The sequence below is a fragment of the Amycolatopsis echigonensis genome (assembly GCF_002846615.1).
Lineage (GTDB): Bacteria > Actinomycetota > Actinomycetes > Mycobacteriales > Pseudonocardiaceae > Amycolatopsis > Amycolatopsis echigonensis.
On record NZ_PJMY01000003.1, the window covers coordinates 5,846,181 to 5,868,241 of the forward strand.

Annotated in this window: 22 protein-coding genes; 14 read left to right on the plus strand and 8 right to left on the minus strand. The window is 69.6% G+C overall.

Translation table 11 applies throughout. The features are described from left to right. Positions 1-27 precede the first annotated feature (27 nt). The 7 genes from ATK30_RS32795 to ATK30_RS32825 all read left to right on the plus strand — a co-directional run bounded on the left by ATK30_RS32795 (position 28) and on the right by ATK30_RS32825 (position 5,955). Positions 28-687: a GntR family transcriptional regulator gene (locus tag ATK30_RS32795; RefSeq protein WP_101438669.1), complete on the plus strand. Its 660-nt coding sequence runs from the start codon at positions 28-30 to the stop codon at positions 685-687. Continuing rightward, positions 684-1,496 carry a carbon-nitrogen family hydrolase gene (locus ATK30_RS32800; protein WP_101438670.1) on the plus strand — a complete coding sequence of 271 codons (813 nt, stop codon included), beginning with the start codon at positions 684-686 and terminating at the stop codon, positions 1,494-1,496. The genes ATK30_RS32795 and ATK30_RS32800 overlap by 4 nt, the downstream gene beginning before the upstream one ends. Further along, complete coding sequence (locus tag ATK30_RS32805) at positions 1,493-2,152, plus strand: DUF2848 family protein (RefSeq protein WP_167442041.1); 660 nt, start codon at positions 1,493-1,495, stop codon at positions 2,150-2,152. The genes ATK30_RS32800 and ATK30_RS32805 overlap by 4 nt, the downstream gene beginning before the upstream one ends. Continuing rightward, positions 2,152-3,612, plus strand: coding sequence for a 4-hydroxyphenylacetate 3-hydroxylase family protein (locus ATK30_RS32810; protein ID WP_101438672.1), 1,461 nt, complete (start codon positions 2,152-2,154; stop codon positions 3,610-3,612). Before ATK30_RS32805 ends, ATK30_RS32810 begins: the two co-directional genes overlap by 1 nt. After that, positions 3,609-3,953: a cupin domain-containing protein gene (locus ATK30_RS32815; protein ID WP_037814846.1), complete on the plus strand. Its 345-nt coding sequence runs from the start codon at positions 3,609-3,611 to the stop codon at positions 3,951-3,953. The genes ATK30_RS32810 and ATK30_RS32815 overlap by 4 nt, the downstream gene beginning before the upstream one ends. Positions 3,954-3,974: 21 nt before the next feature. Then, positions 3,975-4,505, plus strand: a complete 531-nt coding sequence (locus ATK30_RS32820; protein ID WP_101438673.1) for a flavin reductase family protein — start codon at positions 3,975-3,977, stop codon at positions 4,503-4,505. A gap of 109 nt (positions 4,506-4,614) precedes the next feature. Next, positions 4,615-5,955 (plus strand): MFS transporter, encoded by a 1,341-nt coding sequence (locus tag ATK30_RS32825; protein WP_101438674.1) that lies wholly within the window; start codon positions 4,615-4,617, stop codon positions 5,953-5,955. A gap of 124 nt (positions 5,956-6,079) precedes the next feature. On the opposite strand, the gene ATK30_RS32830 is transcribed toward ATK30_RS32825, so the two are convergent. After that, complete coding sequence (locus ATK30_RS32830) at positions 6,080-6,943, minus strand: MBL fold metallo-hydrolase (protein WP_101438675.1); 864 nt, start codon at positions 6,941-6,943, stop codon at positions 6,080-6,082. Between the two features lie 91 nt (positions 6,944-7,034). On the opposite strand from ATK30_RS32830, the gene ATK30_RS32835 reads away from it, so the two are divergent. Genes ATK30_RS32835 through ATK30_RS32845 form a run of 3 tightly spaced genes read left to right on the plus strand, consistent with a single transcriptional unit; the run spans position 7,035 to position 9,092 of the window. Further along, positions 7,035-7,238: a hypothetical protein gene (locus tag ATK30_RS32835; RefSeq protein WP_101438676.1), complete on the plus strand. Its 204-nt coding sequence runs from the start codon at positions 7,035-7,037 to the stop codon at positions 7,236-7,238. Then, positions 7,225-8,541, plus strand: coding sequence for an amidase (locus ATK30_RS32840; RefSeq protein ID WP_101438677.1), 1,317 nt, complete (start codon positions 7,225-7,227; stop codon positions 8,539-8,541). The genes ATK30_RS32835 and ATK30_RS32840 overlap by 14 nt, the downstream gene beginning before the upstream one ends. After that, the gene (locus tag ATK30_RS32845; RefSeq protein WP_101438678.1) at positions 8,538-9,092 is read left to right on the plus strand and encodes a TetR/AcrR family transcriptional regulator; all 555 of its coding nucleotides are present in this window, start codon (positions 8,538-8,540) and stop codon (positions 9,090-9,092) included. The genes ATK30_RS32840 and ATK30_RS32845 overlap by 4 nt, the downstream gene beginning before the upstream one ends. On the opposite strand, the gene ATK30_RS32850 is transcribed toward ATK30_RS32845, so the two are convergent. The 4 genes from ATK30_RS32850 to ATK30_RS32865 form a co-directional block, all read right to left on the minus strand. Then, on the minus strand, positions 9,089-10,282 hold the full coding sequence (locus ATK30_RS32850) for a GNAT family N-acetyltransferase (RefSeq protein WP_101438679.1): 1,194 nt from the start codon (positions 10,280-10,282) through the stop codon (positions 9,089-9,091). The two genes, ATK30_RS32845 and ATK30_RS32850, sit on opposite strands and share 4 nt — an antisense overlap. Before the next feature lie 71 nt (positions 10,283-10,353). Further along, a complete protein-coding gene (xdhC, locus tag ATK30_RS32855) occupies positions 10,354-11,178 on the minus strand; it encodes a xanthine dehydrogenase accessory protein XdhC (RefSeq protein WP_101438680.1) in 825 nt (274 codons plus the stop codon). After that, the gene (gene xdhB / locus ATK30_RS32860) at positions 11,175-13,544 is read right to left on the minus strand and encodes a xanthine dehydrogenase molybdopterin binding subunit (protein ID WP_101438681.1); all 2,370 of its coding nucleotides are present in this window, start codon (positions 13,542-13,544) and stop codon (positions 11,175-11,177) included. The genes xdhC and xdhB overlap by 4 nt, the downstream gene beginning before the upstream one ends. Next, positions 13,541-14,965 (minus strand): xanthine dehydrogenase small subunit, encoded by a 1,425-nt coding sequence (locus tag ATK30_RS32865; protein WP_101438682.1) that lies wholly within the window; start codon positions 14,963-14,965, stop codon positions 13,541-13,543. The genes xdhB and ATK30_RS32865 overlap by 4 nt, the downstream gene beginning before the upstream one ends. A gap of 437 nt (positions 14,966-15,402) precedes the next feature. Here ATK30_RS32865 and ATK30_RS32870 point away from each other — a divergent pair, with 437 nt between their 5' ends. Together ATK30_RS32870 and ATK30_RS32875 are read left to right on the plus strand one after the other, a co-directional pair. Further along, positions 15,403-16,107: a hypothetical protein gene (locus tag ATK30_RS32870; RefSeq protein ID WP_101438683.1), complete on the plus strand. Its 705-nt coding sequence runs from the start codon at positions 15,403-15,405 to the stop codon at positions 16,105-16,107. A gap of 52 nt (positions 16,108-16,159) precedes the next feature. Next, positions 16,160-17,560 carry an MFS transporter gene (locus ATK30_RS32875; protein ID WP_101438684.1) on the plus strand — a complete coding sequence of 467 codons (1,401 nt, stop codon included), beginning with the start codon at positions 16,160-16,162 and terminating at the stop codon, positions 17,558-17,560. Positions 17,561-17,617: 57 nt separating this feature from the next. On the opposite strand, the gene ATK30_RS32880 is transcribed toward ATK30_RS32875, so the two are convergent. Genes ATK30_RS32880 through ATK30_RS32890 form a run of 3 tightly spaced genes read right to left on the minus strand, consistent with a single transcriptional unit; the run spans position 17,618 to position 19,751 of the window. Further along, positions 17,618-18,040, minus strand: a complete 423-nt coding sequence (locus tag ATK30_RS32880) for a DUF2871 domain-containing protein (protein ID WP_101438685.1) — start codon at positions 18,038-18,040, stop codon at positions 17,618-17,620. Beyond that, positions 18,037-18,735: an ABC transporter ATP-binding protein gene (locus ATK30_RS32885; protein ID WP_101438686.1), complete on the minus strand. Its 699-nt coding sequence runs from the start codon at positions 18,733-18,735 to the stop codon at positions 18,037-18,039. The genes ATK30_RS32880 and ATK30_RS32885 overlap by 4 nt, the downstream gene beginning before the upstream one ends. Then, positions 18,735-19,751: an ABC transporter permease gene (locus tag ATK30_RS32890; protein ID WP_101438687.1), complete on the minus strand. Its 1,017-nt coding sequence runs from the start codon at positions 19,749-19,751 to the stop codon at positions 18,735-18,737. The genes ATK30_RS32885 and ATK30_RS32890 overlap by 1 nt, the downstream gene beginning before the upstream one ends. Before the next feature lie 165 nt (positions 19,752-19,916). On the opposite strand from ATK30_RS32890, the gene ATK30_RS32895 reads away from it, so the two are divergent. Further along, entirely contained in the window at positions 19,917-21,092 is a 1,176-nt protein-coding gene (locus ATK30_RS32895; RefSeq protein WP_101438688.1) for a sensor histidine kinase, read from the plus strand. Beyond that, positions 21,089-21,706, plus strand: a complete 618-nt coding sequence (locus tag ATK30_RS32900; RefSeq protein ID WP_101438689.1) for a response regulator — start codon at positions 21,089-21,091, stop codon at positions 21,704-21,706. The genes ATK30_RS32895 and ATK30_RS32900 overlap by 4 nt, the downstream gene beginning before the upstream one ends. The last annotated feature ends 355 nt before the right edge of the window (positions 21,707-22,061 follow it).

Here is a 22,061-nt window from a genome sequence, read left to right on the forward strand (position 1 = left end):
GCCATGCGTGATGTATACATCTTGTCCATGAGCAGTGTACGACAGGCTGGGCGGGCCGGATCCGCGCAGGACGTCACCTATCGGTTCCTCAAGCAGCGCATCGCCGAGCTGCCCCGCGACGGCGGGACGTTCCTCACCGAGTCGGAGGTCGCCGAGGCGGCCGGGACGTCGCGTACGCCGGTCCGGGAGGCGCTGTTGCGGCTCGAGGCCGAGGGGTTCCTCGAGATCGTGCCGAAGAAGGGCGCGTTCGTGCCGCCGATCTCCGACGCGGAGGTGCGGGCGGTGATGGAGGCGCGCGAGCTGGTCGAGGACTGGTGCGTCCGCAAGCTCGCCGAGCGCGTCGACGAGGCCTTCCTGGCCGAACTGGACGACGTTCTCGCGAAGCAGCGCGAAGTGGTCGACGAACCGGTGCGGTTCATCGAGTTCGACCGCGCGTTCCACCGGGCGATCGTGCGGCGTGCCGGGAATCCCGTGCTGGCCGAGTTCTACGAATCGTTGCGGGACCGGCAGGTCCGGATGGGGCTGCGCGCGGTCGCGGGCAGCGAGACGCGGGCGGAAACGGTGCTGGCTGAGCACGCGGCGATTGTCGAAGCGTTGCGGGGCGGCGAGCCGGCCGCGGCAGGCGAAGCGCTGGCGAAGCATTTGTCCAGCACGATGACGGCGTTGCGGGTCGGGGAGCGGCTGTGAAGGTCGCGTTGGTGCAGCTGGCCAGCCCGCCGGACGAGACGGCCGCGGACCGCCGGGTGCGGGCCGGGCGGTTGGTGGAGGCGGCGCGCGGAGCCGAGCTGGTCGTGCTGCCCGAGTTGTGGGCGGCGGGGTATTTCTCGTTCGACGCGTATCCGGACGAAGCGGAATCGCTCGACGGGCCGACGGTCGCGGCGGGGCGCGAGTGGGCGCGAAGCCTTGGTGCGTATGTGCATCTCGGCAGTCTGGTCGAGCGCGACGAGGCCGGGCGGTTGTTCAATACCGCGGTGTTGCTCGCGCCGGACGGCACCATCGCGCACACCTATCGCAAGGTGCACGTCTTCGGCTATGCCTCGCGTGAGGCGGAATTGCTCACGCCGGGGGATTCCCTCAGCGTCGCCGAGACCGAACTCGGGCCGATCGGCGCGACGACCTGTTACGACTTGCGATTTCCCGAATTGTGGCGCGGGCTGGTGGACCGAGGCGCGAAGACCGTCGTGGTTCCGGCCGCGTGGCCGGCGGCGCGGCGCGAGCACTGGCGGATGTTCACCTCGTGCCGTGCGGTGGAAGAGCAGGTCGTGGTGATCGCGGTCAACGCGGCCGGCACCCAGCGCGGCGGCGTCGACTTGGCTGGTACCAGCCGGATCGTCGACCCGTGGGGGACCGTGCTGGCCGAGGCGGGCACGGGCGAGGAAGTGCTGCGCTGCGAAATAGACCAATCCATTGTGGACACCGTACGGGCGGAGTTCCCGGTGCTGGCCGACCGGCGGTGGCCGGTGTCCACAGCAGACTTCACGGGAGCGGGAGTATGAGCACGATTGCCCTGCACGTCGCGGGAACCGGGGAGGAACTGGCCTTCACTCCGGCGCGGCTGGTGGTGGCCGGATACACCGGAAGCGACGAGGCCGCGGTCGAGGAGCACATCGCCGAACTGGCGGCGATCGGCGTGCCGCGGCCGGAATCGGTGCCCGCGTTTTACCGCCTGGATCCGGAATTGCTGACGACCGAGCCGGTGGTCGGCGTGAGCGCGCCGGGGACGTCCGGGGAGGTCGAGCCGGTGCTGATCCGGCACCAGGGAAGGTATTTTCTGGGCGTCGGATCCGACCACACCGACCGCGACTTGGAGCGGGACGGCGTGGAACTGTCCAAAGCGGCCTGTCCGAAGCCGCTCGGGGAGGTGGTCGCCGAGCTAGGTCCCGAAGTGTCCATTCCGGACTGGGACCACGTCGTCGCGGACTCCAGTGTGGACGGATGTCCGTACCAGAAGGGGGAACTGTCCGCGCTGCGGCATCCGGCGGATCTGCTCGACCGGCTCGGTCCGGTCGACGGCGATTTCGCCCTGTACTGCGGCACCCTGCCGCTGCTTGGCGGCGAGTTCACCTATGGCGCGTACTGGCGCATCCACCTGGAGCTGCCCGGCGGCCCGACCCTGACCCACGCTTACGAAACGAAACAGAGGAGCGAGTGATGCGCAGCGGAGCCGACTATCTGGCCGCACTGAAAGGCCCCCGGCGGATCTATCTCGACGGCGCGCCGGTCGAGGACGTCGCCCATCACCCGGCGTTCGCGCCGATCGCGAAGACCATCGCGGAACTGTTCGACCTCGCGGCCGACCCGGAGAACGGCATCTCGGTCACCGACCCGGCGACCGGGTCCACCGTGAACCGCCTGTTCACGCCGCCGCGCAGCCGGGAAGACCTGAAGGCGTACCGGGAAGCGGCGACCGTCTGGGCGCGGCACACGCACGGCTGGGTCGGGCGCAGCCCGGACCACGTCGGCGCTTTCGTCGCGGCGTTTTCCGCGCACCCGGAGGCCTTTTCGCAAGGGGAGCGGGACTTTTCCGCCAACATCGCCGCGTACCACAAGCGCGTGCTGGAGGAGAATCTGTACGTCTCGTACGCGATCATTCCGCCGCAGGTGTCACGGGCTACCACCGCGCACGCTTGGGAGGGCGACCTGATCCAGGCGGGGGTCGCGGAGGAGCGCGAGGACGGCATCGTGATCCGCGGCGCGCAAATGCTCGCGACCGGCGGCGCGGTGGCCGACGAGATCTTCGTGTCCTGCATCAAGCCGCTCGGCCCGGAGGACGCTGACTTCGCGCTCGGCTTCGCGGTTCCCGTTGACGCAGAAGGGCTTAAACTCTACTGCCGCCGTCCGTACGCGCCGGCTGCCACGAGTGAATACGACTACCCGCTCACCTCGCGCTACGACGAAACCGACGCGCTGGTGGTCTTCGACGACGTCTTCATTCCGTGGGAGCGGGTGTTCGTCTATCGCGATGTCGCGGGGTTGCGGCGGCAGTTCTTCGACACCGGCGCGCACGTGTTCGGCAACTGGCAGGCGCAGATCCGGTTCATGGTGAAGACGCAGTTCATCGCCGGGCTCGCCCGCAAGGTCGCCGCTGTCAACGGGGTGGACAAATTCCCCGGCGTGGTCGAGAAACTCGGCGAGCTGGCGAGTCTCACGTCCATTGTGGAATCCGCGGTGCTGGCGGCGGAATACACCGCGGAACCGGACGAGAACGGCATGTGGCGGCCCGGCTCCCGCGCGGTGTACGGCGCGATGGGGCTGCAGGCCGAGCTGTACCCGCGGCTGCTGGCGATCCTGCGCGACCTGGTCGGCGGCGGGGTGCTGCAGGTGCCCTCCAGCGTCGCGGACCTGACGAATCCGGAGACCCGTGCCGATATCGACAAATACATTTACAGCCCGTCCGCGCCCGCCGAGGAGCGGGTGAAGCTGTTCAAGCTCGCCTGGGACGTCGTCGGCAGCGAATTCGCCGGACGCCATCACCAGTACGAGATGTTCTACGCCGGCGCGCCCTTCGTGGTGAAGGGCTACGCCTTCCGCAATTACGGTTTCGACGGCGTGCTCGGCGACATCGACGCCTTCCTCTCCAGCTACGACCTCGACGGAGCGATCACCCGATGAACAAACCGGAACACGAATTCTTCCCGGTGACCGACGTCGCCTTCACGGTGTGCCCGGGCGACGACCCGAAGATCACCGAACGGATTCTCGCCAAGGACCCGGAAACCGGGGTGGCGACGCGGATCCTGCGCTACGAACCCGGTGCCGATTCGACGCCGATGGGCGTGCAGAAACACGATTTCTGGGAGGAGGTCTACATTCTCGAGGGCTCGTTCACCGACCTCACGCTCGGCCGGACGTTCACCGCGGGGATGTACGCCTGCCGTCCGCCGGGCATGCCGCACGGCCCGTGGCGGACCGACGAGGGGGTCGTCACATTCGAGGTCCGCTACCCGGCTTGACCCTCCGCAAGGGAGAACCCCATGATCACCACTCCGTCGACTTCCGAGGCCGAGGTCGACCCGATGACGATGCGCCGCACGATGGGGCGTTTCGCCACCGGCGTCGCGGTGGTCACCACCCGGGGGGCGGGGGTGCCGCACGGGATGACCGTCAACTCGCTGACGTCGGTTTCGCTGGATCCGCCGCTGCTGCTGGTGTGCCTGACGATCGGTGCGCGCAGCACCGACGCCGTCGTCGAGGCGGGCCGGTTCGCGGTCAACATCCTGTCCGCGCGGCAGGAACAGCTCGCGCTGCGCTTCGCGCGCCGCGGCGAGGACCACTTCGCCGGACTGGAGGTGACCGAGGGCAGGCACCGCGTGCCGGTGATCCCGGACGCCTTCGCGCACCTCGAATGCGACGTCGAACGGCACCTGGTCGCCGGCGACCACGTGGTCGTGTTCGGGCACGTGCGCAGCGTGTGCGAGCGCGACGGCGAACCGCTGGCGTTCCACGGGGGACGGTTCGCGGACCTCGCCGACCGGGCCAACGAGCCCGTGCACTGGTTCTTCTGAGGCAGTTCCCGAGGGGGGAATACGCCTCGGTGGCTGCGGCAACAGCCACCGAGGCTTCCGGCACCAGCACTTCATCCGCGTCACGGACCCTCCGACTCCAGGAGCCGAAATGCCTGACACCTCTCGCGAACGTAACAGAAAACGCCCGCACACGCGGCTGGGGGTGGTGGCGGCGTCGAGCCTCGCCGGCACCGCCGTCGAATGGTACGACTTCTTTCTGTACGGCACCGCGTCCACTTTGGTCTTCAACAAACTGTATTTCCCGTCGCACGACCCGCTGGTCGGCACGGTTCTCGCGTTCGCCACCTACGCCGTCGGATTCCTCGCCCGGCCGCTGGGCGCGGTCGTGCTCGGCCACCTCGGCGACCGCAAGGGACGGCGGTCGACGCTCATCTCCAGCCTGCTTTTGATGGGTGCTTCGACCTTCTTGATCGCTCTGCTGCCCACTTACGAGGCGGTCGGCGTGCTCGCGCCGTTGCTGCTCGTTGTCTGCCGCCTGGTGCAAGGGTTTGCGCTCGGCGGCGAATGGGGCGGGGCGGTGCTGCTGGTGTCCGAGCACGGCGGCAGCGCGCGTCGGGCGTTCTGGTCTTCGTGGCCGAATGTCGGGCCGCCGCTGGGAAATCTGCTCGCCGCCGGTGTGCTGGCGGTTCTCGGCGCGGCGATGCCGTCGGCACAGTTCCTGTCCTGGGGCTGGCGGCTCGCGTTCGGACTTTCCGCGGTGCTCGTTTTGATCGGGTTGTGGCTGCGGCTTTACGTCGCGGAAACTCCGCTGTTCCACGACGCGCCGAAACCCCAGGGGCTGCCTGCGGGCGTGGTGATTCGCAAGCACTGGCGTAGCGTGTTGCTCGCCGCGGCGACGCGTTTCGGCGAGAACGCCGGGTTCTATCTGTTCTCGCTGTTCGTGATCACTTACGTCACGACTGTGCTCAAAATGGACAGTTCGGTCGGGCTGACAGCGGTGCTGGTCGGGCAGGCGTGCGCGGTCGTGACGATTCCGCTGTTCGCCCTGCTGGCCGACCGGGTCGGACGGCGGCCGATCTACGTGGTCGCTTCGGTGGCGACCGTAGTGTGGGCGTTCGTGTTCTTCGCCTTGGTCGACACGCGGAGCCCCGGCCTGATCATGGTCGCGGTGGCTGGCGGGTTGCTCATCTTCGCCGCGTACAGCTCGGTGATCGGAGCGTTCTTCGCGGAGCTTTTCCCGACTGAGGTGCGGTATTCCGGAGTTTCGCTGGCGTACAACCTGGCGTCGGTGCTGGCGGGTTCGCTCGCTCCGATCATCGCGATCGGGTTGTACGCGAAGTTCGGCACCGGATACGCGATCGGGGCGTACCTGGCGGTGATGGGCCTGATTTCGCTCGTGGCTTCGTTGCTCGCGAAAGAAACGAAGTCGGTCGATCTTGGTTCGGTGGCGGGGAAAACGGTGGAAGAAGTTCGTGCGCCCGTTGACTGACGATCTCGAGGTGTACGGCCGTAGCGGTGTTCGGTTCGGACGCGACTGACAACGCCGAAGCGCACCGAGCCACCTGTGCTGAAGTCCGTGAAGGACTCCTTGCGGGAATATCGCGAGGAGTCCTTCACGGCTTTTCCACCAGCCGGTAGCCGGAACCGTGCGGGACCAGGTGCCCGCCGGTGGGCGGGGTGAAGTGCGTGCCCAGCACGAGAGTTTCCGAGTCGGCCAGTTCGGTGAGGAGGCGGCGGCGGGTCTTCTCGGACGCCGCCGGGTCGATGTCCACCGACGCGCCGATTTCCGGGTGCGCGAACTGCACGGGATGGTGCACCGCGTCCCCGGTGATCAGCGCGGTCTCGCCGGCGCTGCGCAGTTCGACCGAGACGTGGCCCGGGGTGTGGCCGGGCGTCGGCAGCAACCGCACGCCGGACACGATTTCCACGCCGTCCGCGGGGACGTCGACCAGGTCCAGCAGCCCCGCGCGCTCCACCGGCAGCACGGAATCCTCGAACATCTGCCGCCGCGGCGCGTCCATGTCGTAGCCCGCCCAGAACTCCCGTTCGGCGCGGGCAGTGACGTGCCGGGCGGAGGCGAACGTCGGCACCCACTCGCCGTCCTGCTCGCGGGTGTTCCAGCCGACGTGGTCGGCGTGCAGGTGGGTGAGCAGCACCAGGTCCACTTCGTCCGGAGCGAACCCGGCGGCCGCCAGCGCGTCCAGGTACCCGGTGTCGAGGTCGTGCCACGCCGGGTTGGCGCGGGTTTTCCCGTTGCCGATCCCGGTGTCCACGAGGATTTTCCTCCCGTCCTTCTCGAACGCGAAACTGTGGCTGTGCAAGCGGATCGCGCCGCCGTCGGCGAAGTCCGGCCGCAGCCAGTCCTCGCCCGAGACGACCTCGGCGGTCGCGCCGGGCAGCAGCCACGGTCCGGTCTCGGCGGGGAATTCGATCTCGTCGACCCGATGGACAGTGATCTCACCGACGGTCCAGGACATGCCCCGTTCCTCCTTAACGCAACTTGTTTGCTTTAAGCGACGGTAGCGACTACGGTCGCTTAAAGCAAATGGTTAGCTTTTAGGAGTCTCCGTGTCCGACCTGACCCCCGACGAGGCAGCGAGCCTGGCCGCCCGTGCCGGACTGCCGCTGGCTGCGGCGCGGCACACCACCGTGGCCGCCGTCGCCAACCACATCCACTCCGTGGTGAGAGTCCTACGCGACCTGGATTTCGGCGACACGCCACCGGCTTCCACCTATCGTGCGGAGGAGGACGTCCGGCATGTCGCTCGCTGACCTCACCCTCGCCGAAGCCTCCGCCGCGATCCGGGACCGGCGGGTGTCGCCCGTCGAGCTAGTCGAGGCCGTCCTGGCTCGCATCGACGAGGTAGAACCCCGGCTGCACGCGTACGTCGCGGTCGACGCAGATCGGGTCCGGGCCGAAGCGGCCGCGCTCGGGCAGATCCGCGGCCCGCTGCACGGCATCCCGATGGGCTTGAAGGACCTGATCGACGTCGCCGGAACCGCGACCACCGCCAGTTCCCAGGTCCGCGCCGGGCATCGCGCCGAACAAGACAGCACCGTCGCCGCCCAGCTCAAGGCCGCCGGAGCAGTCCTCCTCGGCAAAACCCACACGCACGAGTTCGCCTACGGGCTCACGACTCCGCAGACGCACAACGCCCGCAACCCCTCCCGCGTGGCCGGGGGATCGAGCGGCGGTTCCGCGGTAGCTGTCGCAGCAGGCGCCGCGACATTCGCCCTCGGCACCGACACCGGCGGTTCGATCCGGGTGCCCGCCGCGCTGAACGGAGTCGTCGGCCTCAAGCCGACCTACGGCCTCATCCCGCGCCACGGCGTGACGTCGCTGTCCTGGTCGCTGGACCACGTCGGCCCGATCACCCGCACCGTCGAGGACGCCGCGCTCGTGCTGTCTGTCTTGATTGGACAGTCGTTCCCGATCGGCGACGACCTGACCGGCCTGCGCGTCGGAGTCCCCGGCAACTACTACTTCGACCACATCGACCCGACGGTGGAAGCCGCCGTTCGCGACGCCATCGACCGCCTCGCCGAGCTGGGGGCCGAGCTGGTCGACGTCGAAATCCCGCTGACGCGCTACCTCCAGGCAACGCACTGGGGCCTGATGGTTCCGGAAGCCACGGCGTATCACGAACAAACCCTGCGCACGGTGCCCGGCCAGTACGCCGCCGACGTCCGGGTCCTGCTCGAAGCCGGTGAGCTGATGGGCGCGGGGGACTACCTGCGCGCACAACGCGCCCGCACCCTCATGCGCCAGGAATGGACTCGACTGTTCGAAGAGATCGACGTCCTCGCCGCGCCGACCGTTCCGATGACCGCCGTCCCTGCTGGTCAGGAAACGGTCACCTGGTCCGATGGCACCGTCGAAGCGGTCTCGGACGCGTACGTGCGGCTGTCGGCCCCCGCGAACATCACCGGCGTACCGGCCTTGACGCTCCCGATCGGCGACGACCTCGACGGAATGCCGATCGGCCTGCAGCTCCTCGCCCGGCCGCACGGCGAGCAGGTGCTGCTGCGGACCGGACACGCACTCGAACGGACGCGCCTTAAAGTGGCACGGTGAGCCAGAAGCGGATGGTGCGTCCGGGCGGGCGCAGTGCGCGAGTCCAGGAATCGGTGCACGCCGCCGTCCGCGACCTGATCGCCGAATCGGGCCGGGACGCGCTGACCGTACCCCAGGTCGCGGCGCGGGCGGGCGTCACGCCGTCGACGATCTACCGGCGCTGGGGCGACCTGCAGGAACTCCTGTCGGACGTCGCGGTCGAACGGTTGCGCCCGGAAGCGCCGCCGGAGGACCACGGTTCGCTGGCCGCGGACCTGGCGGCGTGGACCGAGCTGTTCCTGGACGAAATGGCCTCTCCGGCGGGCCGCGCCTACATCCGCGACGCGCTGCTCGGCGATCCGGACGGCAGCAACGCCGGGCAATGCTCGGCGTACGCCGCTGACCAGGTGGAAGTCGTCCTGGCCAGGGCGGTCGCCCGGGGCGAGGCGGCCCCGCCGGCGGAGACGGTGATGGACCGGGTGGTGGCGCCGATCATGTACCGGATCCTGTTCCGTCCGGAGGGGCTCGACGCCGCCTACGCCCGCCGGTTGGCGGCTGAGGTGCTGGCTTAGAACCAGTGCACGCAGTGCGGCGCGCGATCCGACCGGAACAGCGCGTCCGCAAGCCCGGGCGCCTCGCCGTGGTGCGCCTGGATGTGCCCGGCCCGGATCAGCACGCTCGGCAGCGTCCCGCCGAGATAGATCGACCCGAGATCGCTCACGTCCAGCGACAGGTCCGGCGCGAGGTCCGTCCGCACGCACTCCGCCTTCCCGTCGCGCACCGTCAGCCGGTACCGGCCGTGCTCCTCCAGGAACGGGTCCGTCACGTCCAGGACCAGCGAACCGTCCGTGAACCAGCCTCGCGTGGTCAGGGCGCGCGGGATGTCCAGCAACCGCACCCACAGCCAGTCCGTTTCGGCCGGCTCGCCCGCGCGCAGATCCGCCAACTGCCAGCGCAGCGGGTTCCCTGGCGGAAGGTGCTTGAACTCGATCTTCTTGACCAGGTCGTGCCCGAGCAGGTACTGGGTCAGCGAGGTGAAAGCGGCGTCGTCGACCGCGATGACCTCGTCGACCGTCAGGGTGTCGCCGTTGACCAGGTAGCTCGCGTACCCGTCCGCGGTGCCCTCGGCGTCCCGGTGCACGGCGAGGTACCGCGGCTCCGGGCCGGTCGGCGGATGTCCCGCGCCGAGCGCCCACCAGCGGTGCGGTCGCGAAAGCGCGCCGGGCTGGGTGCGGCGGTAGCGGTCGTAGATCTCTTCCAGCAGCTCCGCGCAGTCGACGCGCCGAAGCAGTTCGACGGAGCCGGTCGCGACCGCAGTGCCCCCGCGTGGTGCGGCGAAAGCGGAGCGGTGCCGTTCGACGGTCATCCGCTCCGTGTAAGTCGCTGGTCCGTAGCCGAAGCGCCGGTAGATCACCGCTTCGGAGCAGAGCAGGACGGACAGGAACTCTCCGCGGGCGCGAACGTCGGCGAGGTGCTCCTGCATCATCGCGCGGAGCACTCCCTGCCGCCGGTGCGTCGGCAGCACGCCGACGGCGGTGACGCCCGCGGCGGGGGAGAGCACGTCGCCTGGCAGGGTGAGGTCGAAGGAGTACGCGCCGGTGGTGCCGACCGGTTTCCCGTCCGCCGCGTGGGCGATCAAGCTCCGTTCGCTCTCGAAAGCGCCCAGGATGCCGCTGCCCGCCGAGTCCGTCCAGTAGCGGCCGAACGCGGCCTGGACGGTGCTGAAGAAGAGCTCGTAGTCGTTGTTGTGCCGGATTTCCATGGCAGGAGGCCCCCAGGAGCTGACGGTGTCTCCCCGTATCCCAGTCGTGCTCCCGGGGGCAGGCAAGCGATTTACGCCTGAAGGGCTCCCGGCTGGACCCGCGCCTGGAATTTCCGCAGCAGCGCCGCCGCGACGCTCACCGCGATCACCGCCGGTTCCTTCCCGGTCAGGTCCGGGAGCCCGATGGGGGTCGTGATCCGGGACAGCGCCGCCTCGTCGTGGCCGAGGTCGGTCAGGCGTTTCCGGAACCGCGACCATTTCCCGGCGGACCCGATCAGGCCGACCGACCCGCACGTGCCGCTGCGCAGAGCCGCGTCGCACAGCGCGATGTCCTCGGCGTGGTCGTGCGTCATGATCAGCACGTGCGTGCCCGCGGGCAGCTCCGCGAGCACCGTCTCCGGCAGCAGCGGGACCTGGTGGACGTGCACGCTCGCCACCGCGTCGTCGAGCACGGCCAGCCGTTCCGCGGTCAGCTGCTCCGGCCGGCTGTCGATCAGGTGCAGCGAGACCTCGTGCCGGGCGAGCACCCGCGCCAGCTCCAGGCCGACGTGCCCGACCCCGAAGACCGCCACCGCCGGACGCACCGGAAGCGGCTCGAACAACAGCGTCATCGTCCCTCCGCAGCATTGCACGCCGTGCTGGTAAGGAGCCTTGTCGGACAGCGAAAGCGTTTGCAGCACCGGCGCGGTCGCGTTGTCCCGCAACAGTTCCCGGGCCCGGTCGATCGCGACCGCCTCGGCATTGCCGCCGCCGATCGTGCCGTGGCATTCCGAGGGGCCGACCACCATTTTCGCGCCGCCCTCGCGCGGGGTGTGCCCGCGCGAGGACGTCACGGTGACGAGCACGCCCGGCAGCCCCGCGTCCCGCAGGTGCTGGACCGCGCTGATCCAGTTCATGGCTGGCCCACCAGATCCGGCACCTGCGCTTCGATCTCCGGAGCGGCGGTGACGACGCGGTCGATCGCCCAGAACACGGCCTCCGGCGTCGCCGGAGAAGCCAGATCGACGCTTCGCCCGGGCTCTCCGAAGGCGGCGACCGCCTGCCGCAACGCCTCCCGCACCGCGAAGGCCAGCATCAACGGCGGCTCGCCGACCGCCTTCGAGCCGTAGACCGCGCCTTCTTCCGCGGCGTCGGCCAGCAGCGTGACGTTGAATTCCTCCGGCATCTCCGACAGGCTCGGCAGCTTGTACGTGCTCGCCGCCTGGGTCGCGAGCCGTCCGCGAGACGGCCGGTCGGATTCGTCCCAGCGCAGGTCTTCCAGCGTCAGCCAGCCCATGCCCTGCACGAAGCCGCCCTCGATCTGGCCGATGTCGATCAGCGGGGACAGGCTGTCGCCGACGTCGTGCACGATGTCGACCCGCCGCGTCCGGTACGCGCCGGTGAAGTCGTCCACCTCGACCTCGGCCAGCGCCGCGCCGTAGGCGAAGTACTTGAACGGCGATCCGCTCATCGTGGCGGAATCCCAGCTCAGCCCCTCGGTCCGGTAGTACCCGGCGGCCGACAGGTGCACCCGGTCGAAGTAGGCCGCGTGCACGAGCTCGTCCCAGCCGATTTCCTCGCCGGAGGACGTGCGCGCGGCGCCGCGGACGATCCGGACGTCGCTTTCCGGGACTCCGAGCTTGCCCGCCGCGACGGCGACAAGCCGGTCGCGGATCTGCTCGCAGGCGTTCTTGACCGCACCGCCGTTGAGGTCCGCGCCCGAACTCGCCGCGGTGGCCGAGGTGTTCGGCACCTTGTCCGTCCGGGTCGGGGCCAGCCGCACCTTCTCCGGCGGCACGCCCAGCGCGGTCGCGGCCACCTGTAGCATCTTCGTGTGCAGGCCCTGGCCCATTTCGGTGCCGCCGTGGTTGATCAGCACCGAGCCGTCTTTGTAGACGTGCACCAGCGCGCCGGCCTGGTTGAACGCAGTGAGGTTGAAGGAAATCCCGAACTTCACCGGCGTGATCGCGAGGCCGCGCTTGGCATGCGCGTGTTTCGCGTTGTACGCGGCGATCTCGGCCTGCCGACGTTCGGCGTCGCCCGAGTCCAGCAGCTGCTGCCAGATCCGGTGGAGGCGTTCCGGGTGCCGGACCGGCATCCCGTACGGCGTGTCCTGGCCTTCGGTGTAGAAGTTGCGCCGCCGCAGCTCAGCCGGGTCGATGCCGAGCAGCGGTGCGCAGCGGCCGAGGATGTCCTCGATCACCAGCATGCCCTGCGGCCCGCCGAAGCCGCGGAACGCGGTCTGCGACGTCTTGTTCGTCTTCGCGATCCGCCCCATCGCGCGGACGTGCGGAATCCAGTACGCGTTGTCGACGTGGCACAGCGCGCGGGCGAGCACCGGTTCGGACAGGTCGAGGCTCCAGCCGCCGTCCGCGGTCAGCACGACGTCGAGGGCCTGCAGCTTGCCGTCGGCGTCGAAACCGACGCTCCATTCGGCGCGGAAACCGTGCCGCTTGCCGGTCATCGTCATGTCCTGCGTGCGGGTGAGCCGCAGCCGCACCGGACGTCTGGTGAGCGTGGCTCCGAGCGCGGCGACGGCGGCGTACCCGTGCGGCTGCCATTCCTTGCCGCCGAACCCGCCGCCCATCCGCAGGCTCTGCACGGTGACCTCGTGGCTGTGCTTACCCAGCACGTGCGCCACGATGTCCTGCGTTTCCGACGGATGTTGCGTGCTGCTCTGCACGAAGACTTGGTCGGATTCGTCGACGTGGGCCAGTGCGCATTGGGTTTCCAGGTAGAAGTGCTCCTGGCCGGCGAAGTCGAACTCGCCGCGGAAAACGTGCGCCGAACTGGCCAGCGCCGGGTCGACGTCGCCGCGTGCCACCACCCGCGGCTCGCCCTGGAAACTGCCCGCGGCGATCGCTTCGCCGACTGTCACCAGCGACGGCAGCGCCTCGGTGTCCACCTCGACGGCCGCCGCGCCCAGCCGTGCCGCCTCCAGCGTCTCGCCGAGCACCCAGCACACCGCGTGGCCGTAGAACATGACCTCGGACGGGAACAGCGGTTCGTCGTGGTGCACGCCGGAATCGTTGACGCCGGGGACGTCCGCCGCGGTGAGGACGCGAACCACGCCGGGTACGGCTTCGGCCGCTTCGGTGCGGATCGCGAGCACCTTCGCGTGGGCCTCGTTTACCTGTACGGGGTACGCGTGCAGCACGTCCTTGGTGCGGGCGACGAGGTCGTCGGTGTACAACGCGGTGCCCCGGACATGCGCTGCGGCGGCTTCGTGCGGCCGGGCGATCCCGATGGACGGGCTTTCCGGGCGTTCGGACAAGGCGCTCATGCTCGTGCCCCCTCCAGGGAGTCGGCGTGAAGTTTCAGCAAGCTGCGGCCCAAAGTCGCGGCGCGGTAGGCAGCGCTCGCTCGGTGGTCGTCCATCGGCGTGCCCTCGCCGCGCAGGATTTCCGCCGCGGCGCGGACGGTTTCCTCGCTCCATGGCTGATCGACGAGTGCGGCTTCGGTTTCGATAGCGCGAATCGGCGTCGCGGCGACCCCGCCGAGCCCGATCCGCGCGGTGCGCACGAGACCGTCTTCGATGTCAAGCGCGAACGCGACGGCGACGCTGGAAATGTCGTCGAACCGCCGCTTCGCGACCTTGTGGAACGCGGTGGTTCCGGCCAGCGGCAAGGGAATCCGCACCGACCGGATCAGCTCGTCGGCCCGCCGGACGCTCTGCCGGTAGCCGGTGAAGTACTCGGCGAGCGGCACCTCGCGCTCTCCGTCTACAGAGGACAAGACAACGCTTGCGCCGAGGGCGAGCAGCACCGGTGCCGAGTCGCCGATCGGCGAACCGGTGCCGAGGTTTCCGCCGAGGGTCGCGGCATTCCGGATCAGCCGGGACGCGAACTGCGGGATCAGCTGGCTCAGCAGCGGCACCCGTCCGCCGAGACGGCGGTCCATTTCGGTCAGGCTCAGCCCGGCGCCGATCTCGATCGCGTCCGCGCCGATGTCCAGGACCTGCAGCTCCGGCACGCGATCGATGGCGACAACGCAGTCCGCTCGCACGCCGCGGATGTTCACCTCGACGCCCCAGTCCGTCGACCCGGCCACGAAAGTCGCGTTAGGACGGTCGTGGCGCAGCTGCAGCGCTTCGGCCCAGCTGGCCGGGCGAAGGTAGTCCCGGCCGCCGTCATGCAGTTGCGTCGCGACGGGTTCTGGTGCGCGGCAGGTTCGCCGCTGCGCCAACGGGTCTTCGGCCGGAGGAGCACCGAGCGCGTGCGCGGCGTCGCGGATCGGCCGGTATCCGGTGCAGCGGCAGAGATTGCCGCTCAGCGCGTGGATGTCGAAGCCGTTCGGCGCGTGGTCGTCGCCGGTCGCGTCGCGGTCGCTGCGGTAGTACTCGGCCGCCATGCTGCAGACGAACCCAGGAGTGCAGTACCCGCACTGGGATCCGCCGCACACGGCCATTTCGTGCTGGACCGGGTGCAAGTCCTCAGTGGACCCGAGACCCTCGGCCGTCCACACCTCCTGCCCGTCCAGCGAACCGACCGGGGCGAGGCACGCGTTGATCGCGACCAGGTCCGTCGGGGATGCGACGCCGGGGCGCGCGACCAGGATCGCGCACGCGCCGCATTCGCCTTCCGCGCAGCCCTCCTTGCAGCTGGTCAGGCCCTGTCCGCGGAGCCAGTCCAGTGCCGTGGTGTGGACGGGAACGTCGCCGATCGCGGTGCGTTTCCCGTTGACGGTGACCTCGGGGTCGACCATCGGAGTTCCTCTCGTCTTTTCTCGGCTGGGTCCACGGCCGCCGACGCGCCGGATCGGCGCGGGTCAGGGGACCGTGAAGAGTGGTCAGGCGGAGGCCTGACGGCACCGGGACCCGGGGTCCCGGGCGAGAGCGCGACCGAGCGGGGAGACCGCTCAGGGCCGCGTTGGCCAGCCGTGCGCGACGCGCCCCTTGTTCCAGGCGGACTGGCGCGTGCGCTGACGGAGGTCGGCGAGCTGTCCGGAAGTCAGAAGCACGCGCACCTCCTCGAGAGCGAACGGAACGGGCGGTGCGGGCGCACCGCCGTTGACGAAGCGTAACGCCGGGCGCAGGCGCAGACAAGGGCCGGCGTCGCCCGGACTGAGACCCACGACACACTTCCAGATACCCCCTAGGGGTATAAAGTTCGTGCCGTCGAGAACGAGCGAAGGAGAAACCGATGAACGTCAACGGCACCGCACTTTCGGCCGGCGAGGTCCAGCTCGGCGTGGTGCACGCCCCCGCTCGCGCGGGGCAGGACGGCGAGCTTTCGTTCACCGTCGCCACCGCCGGTGGACAACCGGTCACCAAATACGAGGAGGCGCACGGCAAGCAGTTACACCTGATCGTGGTTCGCACCGACGGCGCGCACTTCCGGCACCGTCATCCGGTGCTCGACCCGGAGACCGGCGTATGGACGATCCCCTGGACGTGGGACGCGGCGGGCACCTACCGGGTCTTCACCGATCTGACCCCGGCGGGCGGCGAGAGCGTCACGCTGTCGCGCACGGTCGAGGTGGCCGGTGACTACCAGCCGCAGGCCCCGGAACCGGTCGCGAAGAGCGTGGTCGACGGCTACGAGGTGACCCTCGAAGGCACGCTCGCGGCCGGCGCCGGAACGATGCTGACCGCCCGCGTGACCCGCGACGGACAGCCGGTCACCGATCTGGAGCCGTATCTGGGGTCGTTCGGGCATCTGGTCGCGCTGCGCCAGGGCGACCTCGCTTACCTGCACATCCACGCGCTCGCCGACGGGAAGCCCGGGCCGGAGATCCGCTTCCACGCCGAAGCCCCGACGACCGGCCGGTACCTGCTGTACCTGGACTTCCAGGCCGAGGGCGTCGTGCGTACCGCGGCGTTCGTCCTCGACGCCGGACTCGCCTGAGCCGCCGGATGCCGTGCTGCTGCCGTTCCCCTTGAAGAGAAAGCGAAAAACGATGACTACCGCACAAGAAACCCGGCCGAACACCCTCCGCTGGTGGGCGCTCGGGCTGATCGCCCTGGCCCAGTTCATGGTGATCATGGACACCTCGATCATCGGCGTCGCACTGCCGCGCATGCGCGACGCCCTCGGCTTCACGCCCAGCACCCTGTCCTGGGTCTTCAACGCTTACGTGATCGCCTTCGGCGGCTTGCTGCTGCTCGGCGGGCGACTATCGGATTTGTTCGGCGCCAGAAGGCTTTTCGCCGCTGGGTGGGCCATTCTCCTGGCCGGTTCGGTGCTCGCCGGAGCCGCGGGGAACGTGCCGGTCGAACTCGCCGGCCGGGTCGTACAGGGCGCGGGAGCCGCGCTCATCGCCCCGTCCGCGCTGACGTTGTTGATGATGCTCTTCGGCAGCAATCCGAAGGAACTCACCAAAGCCCTGGCACTGTACGGCGCGGCGGCTCCGGCCGGCGGTACCGCGGGGGTGTTCCTCGGCGGAGTGATCACCGAGTACCTGTCGTGGCCGTGGGTGTTCTACCTGAACGTGCCGATCGCGCTGCTCGCCCTGTTCGCGACTCGGGCCGTCCTGCCTGGGGGAGCGGCGGGAACCCGCGGCGCCGTCGACGTCCTCGGCGCGCTGACTGTCACCCTCGGCTTGGGCACGCTGGTGTACGGGATTGTCCGCGCTCCGGAAGCGGGCTGGGCGGCCGCGGAAACCTGGATCGCGCTCGGTGCCGGTTTCGTCTTGCTGGCCGGTTTCGTGGTGCGGCAAGCGAAAGCACGCACTCCGCTGATGCGGTTGTCGATTTTCCGCGCTCCCCGGCTCGGCGCTGCGAACCTGGCGCAGGTTTTCCTGGGTGCGGCGTGGATTCCGATGTGGTTCTTCCTGAACCTCTACCTGCAGCAGGTGCTCGGCTTCCGCGCCTTCCCGGCCGGCGCCGCGCTGCTGCCGATGACCGCGCTGATCATGCTGGGAATGATCGCGCTGGCCCCGCGGGTGATCGGCCGGTTCGGCCCGAAGCCGCCGATCGTCGCCGGACTGCTCTTGCTGGCGGCCGGACTGGGCTGGCTCGCGCTGGTGCGCGCGGACGGCAGCTTCTGGGTCGACGTCCTGCCCGCGTCGCTCGTCGCGGCGCTGGGGATGTCGCTGGCGTTCATCCCGTCGCTCAGCACGGCGATTTCCGCGGCCCGGCCGGAAGAAGGCGGGCTCGCGTCGGGCATCGTGAACACCGGCTACCAGGTGGGTTCGGCGCTGGGGCTGGCCGTGATGACCGCGCTGGCGGCGGCTTCGGGCGCGGGTGCGCTCGGCGACCCGGCGGCGTTGACCAGCGGCTACTCGGTCGCCTTCGTCGGCTCCGCGGCGATCGCGCTCGTCGGCGCCGGCCTCGCGGCGCTCACCTTCCGCCGCCGGTAAGTCCGTGAAGGACTCCTTGCGGGAACCAGATTCCCGCAAGGAGTCCTTCACGGTACGTCAGGCTTTCGTCTCGGCGGGCTTCCAGATCCGGCCGTGCAGGCCGACGAACAGCAGGACGAACGCCACCGTCAGCAGGATGTGCCCCAGCCCGGCGATCCCGGCGATCGCCGCGCCGGATTCCTTGCCCAGCACGGTGAGCGTGCCGTGCACGACCATTCCGCCGACCGTGATCAGCATCCCGGCGTGGTAAATCCAGAAGAACGGCGCGAACGACCTCGTCTCCGAGAGCGCGAACACCTTGTCCAGCACCAGGACGATCAGGAACACCAGCGTCCCGAGCGCGAGCAGGTGGGTGTGCACAATGGACAGCTGGGTGTCGCCGGTGAAGTTCCTCGCCTTGGTCAGCTCGCGGTAGTAGAGCCCGCCGAGCAGGCCGAGGATCGTGTAGATCGCGGCGGCCCAGTAGATCTTCTTCGTCATCGGTTCTCCTCGGCGCCGGCCCGGGCCGGCTGGTGGATCCGTCCGTCGACGACCTCGTGCACCGAGTCGACCCCTTCGAGGTGGGAGCGGTCGTGGGTGACCAGTACGGTCGCCGTCGCCTGTTGGTGCGTGATCGTAGTGAGCAGATCGATCACCGCCGCGCCGCGGTCCTGGTCCAGCGCGCTCGTCGGTTCGTCGACCAGCAGCACCGCGGGCTCGTTCATCAACGCGCGCGCGATGTTCACCCGCTGCTGCTGTCCGCCGGAAAGCCGCCCCGGCCGATGTATGGCCCGGTCGGCGAGCCCGACCGCGTCGAGCAGCTCCCTCGCTCGTTTCGTCGCCTCGCGACGCGGCGTTCCGTTCAGGTGCGCCATGACTTCCAGCTGTTCCACCGCGGTGAGCGAGGCGAGCAGATTCGGTTGCTGGAACACGATCCCGATCGTCGAGCGACGCAGGTCCGCCAGCGCGGCCCGGTCGAGGTCCGCGGTGTCGACCTCGCCGACGACCACGCGTCCGCGATCCGGCCGGATGAGCGTCGCGGCGACGGCCAGCAGGCTCGATTTGCCGGACCCGGACGGTCCGACCACCGCGGCGACGCTCCCGGCAGGCACGTGGAGGTCGACCTGGTCGAGCGCGGTGAGACGGGAATCGCCGTCGGGGTAGGTGAGGGTGACGCCGGACAGGTGCAGGCTCATCAGTGCGCTCCGGAGGTGAGGGCGGTCAGCGGATCGACGGAGGTGATGCGACGGACCGCCAGCGCGGCCCCGAGCACACCGAGGACCACCAGCACCGCGGCCGGGCCGAGCAAGGTGCCCGCGCCGAGCACGAACGGCACCGTTCCCGACGCGACCGCTCCGAGCGCGGCGGCGAGCCCGGTCCCGAGCACGGTTCCGCCGATCAGCAGCACGACGGCTTGGCCGAGTGCGTCGCGCAGCAGGTACTTCGTGGTCGCGCCGAGCGCTTTCAGCACCGCGATGTCGCGGCTGCGCTGGATCGTCCACACGGTGAAGAACGCGCCGATCACCAGCGCGGCGATCACGAAGAGGAACCCGCGCATGAGCTGGAGCGAGCCGTTTTCCGCCGAGTAGGAACCGATCGCGGACAACGCGTCGTCCTTCGCGACGGTGCGAGTGCCGAGGCGCGCGTCCGCCGCGGCGAAATCGGTGGACGGGTCGGTGGTCACCGCGAGGACTGTCGCGTTTGGACCGGCGGAATGCGTCCACACCACCGGGAGATGGCTGTAGGAGTCGTCTCCGGCGATGGCGGTCACGGTGACCTTCTGGCCTTGCAGGGTGAGCTGATCGCCTTCCGTGGCCTTCAACGCGTCGGCCGCGCCGGTGGACAACACGGCCGTGCCCGGGCTCGGGTTCCGGACCCCGAACGCCGCCACCGTGGCGGTGCGCCCGCCGACCGCCGCGCTGGCCGTGCTGATCGCGATCGGCTCCGCGCTGGTCACTCCGGGAACCCGGGCGTACTGCTCGGCCTGCTCTCGGGTCACTGTGGACTGTCCAAACGAGAGGGATCCGCGGCCGGGTTCGGCGAAGACCAGGTGATCGGCCCGTAATCCGGTGATCGCGGACGTGCTCTGCGCGGCCAGCCCCGCGGTGAGCCCGGACAACAGCCCGACCAGCAACGTCATCAGCACGACGACGGTCCCCATCAACGCGAACCGGCCCTTGGCGAAGCGCAGATCCCGCCACGCGACGAACATGTGCGTCCCTTCCTTCTCGGTGTGCCACCCAGCCTCGTCCGGCCGGTGCGCGGGAACATCGCGCTGCGGATGGCCGGCTGGGAATCGATGGGTGCACTCGCCGCTCAACCTTTCGATTGATGCGGATTCCGCTCGGGACCCGGACAATCGAGGCAGGAGGCTTTCGTGAACCCGCACACCCTCGACCGGCCGTTGCGCGTGCTGCGCGTCTGCCTGCACCTCCTGCTGGCCGGGCTGCTGGTGCTCGCCGTCGCGCGCGCGTTCGCCGAAGGCCTCCCGAACGCACCCGCGGTGCTCGCGGGTGCGCTGGTGATGGGCGGCGTCTACACCGCGGGCCCGCTGCTGTCCCGCGTCGGCCGGGTGCCGGGCGCGACGGCCGGATGGCTTGCCGTGCTGGGCATCGCGTGGCTCGTGCTGCTGTGGCTCACTCCGGACGGGGTGTGGCTGGCTTTCCCGCTGTACTTCCTCCAGATGCATCTGCTGCCGACACGCTGGGGTCTCGTCGTCGTCGCGCTCACCACCGTCCTCGCGATTGCCGGTTTCACGCGCCACCAAGGCGGATTCAGCGTCGGCGTGATCATCGGCCCGGCGCTCGGAGCCGCCGTCGCGGTCGCCACCGTGCTCGGCTACCAGGTGCTCTACCGCGAAAGCGAGCAACGGCGGCACCTCATCGAGGAGCTGCGCGAAACCCGCAACGACCTGGCCGCGATGGAACATTCCGCCGGAGTCCTCGCCGAACGCGAACGGCTGGCACGGGAAATCCACGACACCCTGGCCCAGGGGCTGTCGAGCATCCACCTGCTGCTCCGCGCCGCCGAACGCGCTTTGCCGGACCGTCCCGACGCCGCGGTCCCGCACGTCGCCCAGGCTCGGCAAGCCGCCCAAGACAACCTGACCGAAGCCCGCCGTCTCGTCTACGCCCTGGCCCCGGTGGAGTTGGAAGGCGCTTCCTTGCCCGCGGCGCTGGAACGCCTCTGCGCGACCACGCAACAACGTTCCGGCCTGACTGTCCACTTTCACCTCAGCGGCACCCCGTTCGACGTGCCGACGGCGTACGAGGTCGCCTTGCTGCGCATCGCCCAATCGGCGCTGGCCAATACCGTCCGGCACGCCGCGGCCGGCCGGGCCGAGCTGACCTTGAGTTACATGGACACGAGCATCACCCTGGACGCCGTGGACGACGGCATCGGCTTCGACCCGCAAGCAGTGCGCAGCGGCAGCGGTTTCGGCCTGCCCGCGATGCGCGCCCGCGCCCGGTCCCTCGGCGGCTCGTGGACCGTGGAATCGTCGCCCGGCACCGGCACCGCACTGGCCGTGAGCTTCCCCGTGGAGCCGCGATGATCCGCCTCCTGCTGGCCGACGACCATCCCGTCGTCCGGGCCGGACTGCGCGCCGTCCTGGAAACCGAGCCGGACCTGGAGGTCGTCGCCGAAGCGTCCTCCGCCGCGGAAGCGGTCCGCCTGGCCGCCGGGGTGGACGTCGTGCTGATGGATCTCCAATTCGGCTCCGGAATGCACGGCTCCGAAGCGACCGCGAAGATCACCGCCGCGACGGACGCGCCGAAAGTCCTGGTCCTGACGACCTACGACACCGACGGCGACATCCTGGCCGCGATCGAAGCGGGCGCCACTGGGTATCTGCTGAAGGACGCGCCGCCGGAGGACCTCGCCGCCGCGGTGCGGAACGCCGCCGCCGGACAGACCGTCCTGGCCCCCGCGGTCGCCCACCGCCTGATGAACCGCATGCGCACCCCGGCGGCCGCGTTGTCGCCGCGGGAGATCGAGGTGCTGGGGCTGGTCGCGGACGGGCTGTCGAACCTGGAGATCAGCAAGAGGCTGTTTCTGAGCCAGGCGACGGTGAAATCGCATCTGGTGCACATCTACACGAAGCTCGGAGTGGATTCCCGGACCGCGGCGGTGGCGGCGGGGAAGGAGCAGGGACTGATCCGCCGCTGACGGTCGGCGCCCGGGGTTTCGGCGGAGGCATTCCGCGGCTGGCCAGTTGTCGGCGGCTAGGACCGGGCCGCATTGTGGTTTTCTCTGTAGCCGTTGTGCGCGGCTTCGGGGTCGGTGAGGGGCCCCTTTGATGCCAGGGAGTCAAGCCGCGTGGCCGCACCGGCTGTTGAGCGTCCACAAAGGACGCCAAGCCTGGCGAACGCCCGATTTATCGCTATTCGGCTGTTCGCGGACGATAACCCGCTCCCAGCACCCGGAGGGCCCGTCGCCAGTCAGCCCGGGCCCGCGAGGTCATTCGGCCTCGGCAGGAGCGCTTCAGCCCCGCCCATCGTGCCGCCTTGAGTTCCTGGCGTTG

What these genes read in the sequence shown, in the direction of transcription:
- ATK30_RS32820 (WP_101438673.1), top strand. Translation starts at nt 3,975, where the DNA reads ATGATCACCACTCCGTCGACTTCCGAGGCCGAGGTCGACCCGATGACG.
- ATK30_RS32880 (WP_101438685.1), bottom strand. Translation starts at nt 18,040, where the DNA reads ATGACGAAGAAGATCTACTGGGCCGCCGCGATCTACACGATCCTCGGC.
- ATK30_RS32885 (WP_101438686.1), bottom strand. Translation starts at nt 18,735, where the DNA reads ATGAGCCTGCACCTGTCCGGCGTCACCCTCACCTACCCCGACGGCGAT.
- ATK30_RS32830 (WP_101438675.1), bottom strand. Translation starts at nt 6,943, where the DNA reads ATGTCCTGGACCGTCGGTGAGATCACTGTCCATCGGGTCGACGAGATC.
- ATK30_RS32825 (WP_101438674.1), top strand. Translation starts at nt 4,615, where the DNA reads ATGCCTGACACCTCTCGCGAACGTAACAGAAAACGCCCGCACACGCGG.
- ATK30_RS32810 (WP_101438672.1), top strand. Translation starts at nt 2,152, where the DNA reads ATGCGCAGCGGAGCCGACTATCTGGCCGCACTGAAAGGCCCCCGGCGG.
- ATK30_RS32870 (WP_101438683.1), top strand. Translation starts at nt 15,403, where the DNA reads ATGAACGTCAACGGCACCGCACTTTCGGCCGGCGAGGTCCAGCTCGGC.
- xdhB (WP_101438681.1), bottom strand. Translation starts at nt 13,544, where the DNA reads ATGAGCGCCTTGTCCGAACGCCCGGAAAGCCCGTCCATCGGGATCGCC.
- ATK30_RS32805 (WP_167442041.1), top strand. Translation starts at nt 1,493, where the DNA reads ATGAGCACGATTGCCCTGCACGTCGCGGGAACCGGGGAGGAACTGGCC.
- ATK30_RS32840 (WP_101438677.1), top strand. Translation starts at nt 7,225, where the DNA reads ATGTCGCTCGCTGACCTCACCCTCGCCGAAGCCTCCGCCGCGATCCGG.
- ATK30_RS32875 (WP_101438684.1), top strand. Translation starts at nt 16,160, where the DNA reads ATGACTACCGCACAAGAAACCCGGCCGAACACCCTCCGCTGGTGGGCG.
- ATK30_RS32815 (WP_037814846.1), top strand. Translation starts at nt 3,609, where the DNA reads ATGAACAAACCGGAACACGAATTCTTCCCGGTGACCGACGTCGCCTTC.
- ATK30_RS32850 (WP_101438679.1), bottom strand. Translation starts at nt 10,282, where the DNA reads ATGGAAATCCGGCACAACAACGACTACGAGCTCTTCTTCAGCACCGTC.
- ATK30_RS32900 (WP_101438689.1), top strand. Translation starts at nt 21,089, where the DNA reads ATGATCCGCCTCCTGCTGGCCGACGACCATCCCGTCGTCCGGGCCGGA.
- ATK30_RS32795 (WP_101438669.1), top strand. Translation starts at nt 28, where the DNA reads ATGAGCAGTGTACGACAGGCTGGGCGGGCCGGATCCGCGCAGGACGTC.
- ATK30_RS32865 (WP_101438682.1), bottom strand. Translation starts at nt 14,965, where the DNA reads ATGGTCGACCCCGAGGTCACCGTCAACGGGAAACGCACCGCGATCGGC.
- xdhC (WP_101438680.1), bottom strand. Translation starts at nt 11,178, where the DNA reads ATGAACTGGATCAGCGCGGTCCAGCACCTGCGGGACGCGGGGCTGCCG.
- ATK30_RS32890 (WP_101438687.1), bottom strand. Translation starts at nt 19,751, where the DNA reads ATGTTCGTCGCGTGGCGGGATCTGCGCTTCGCCAAGGGCCGGTTCGCG.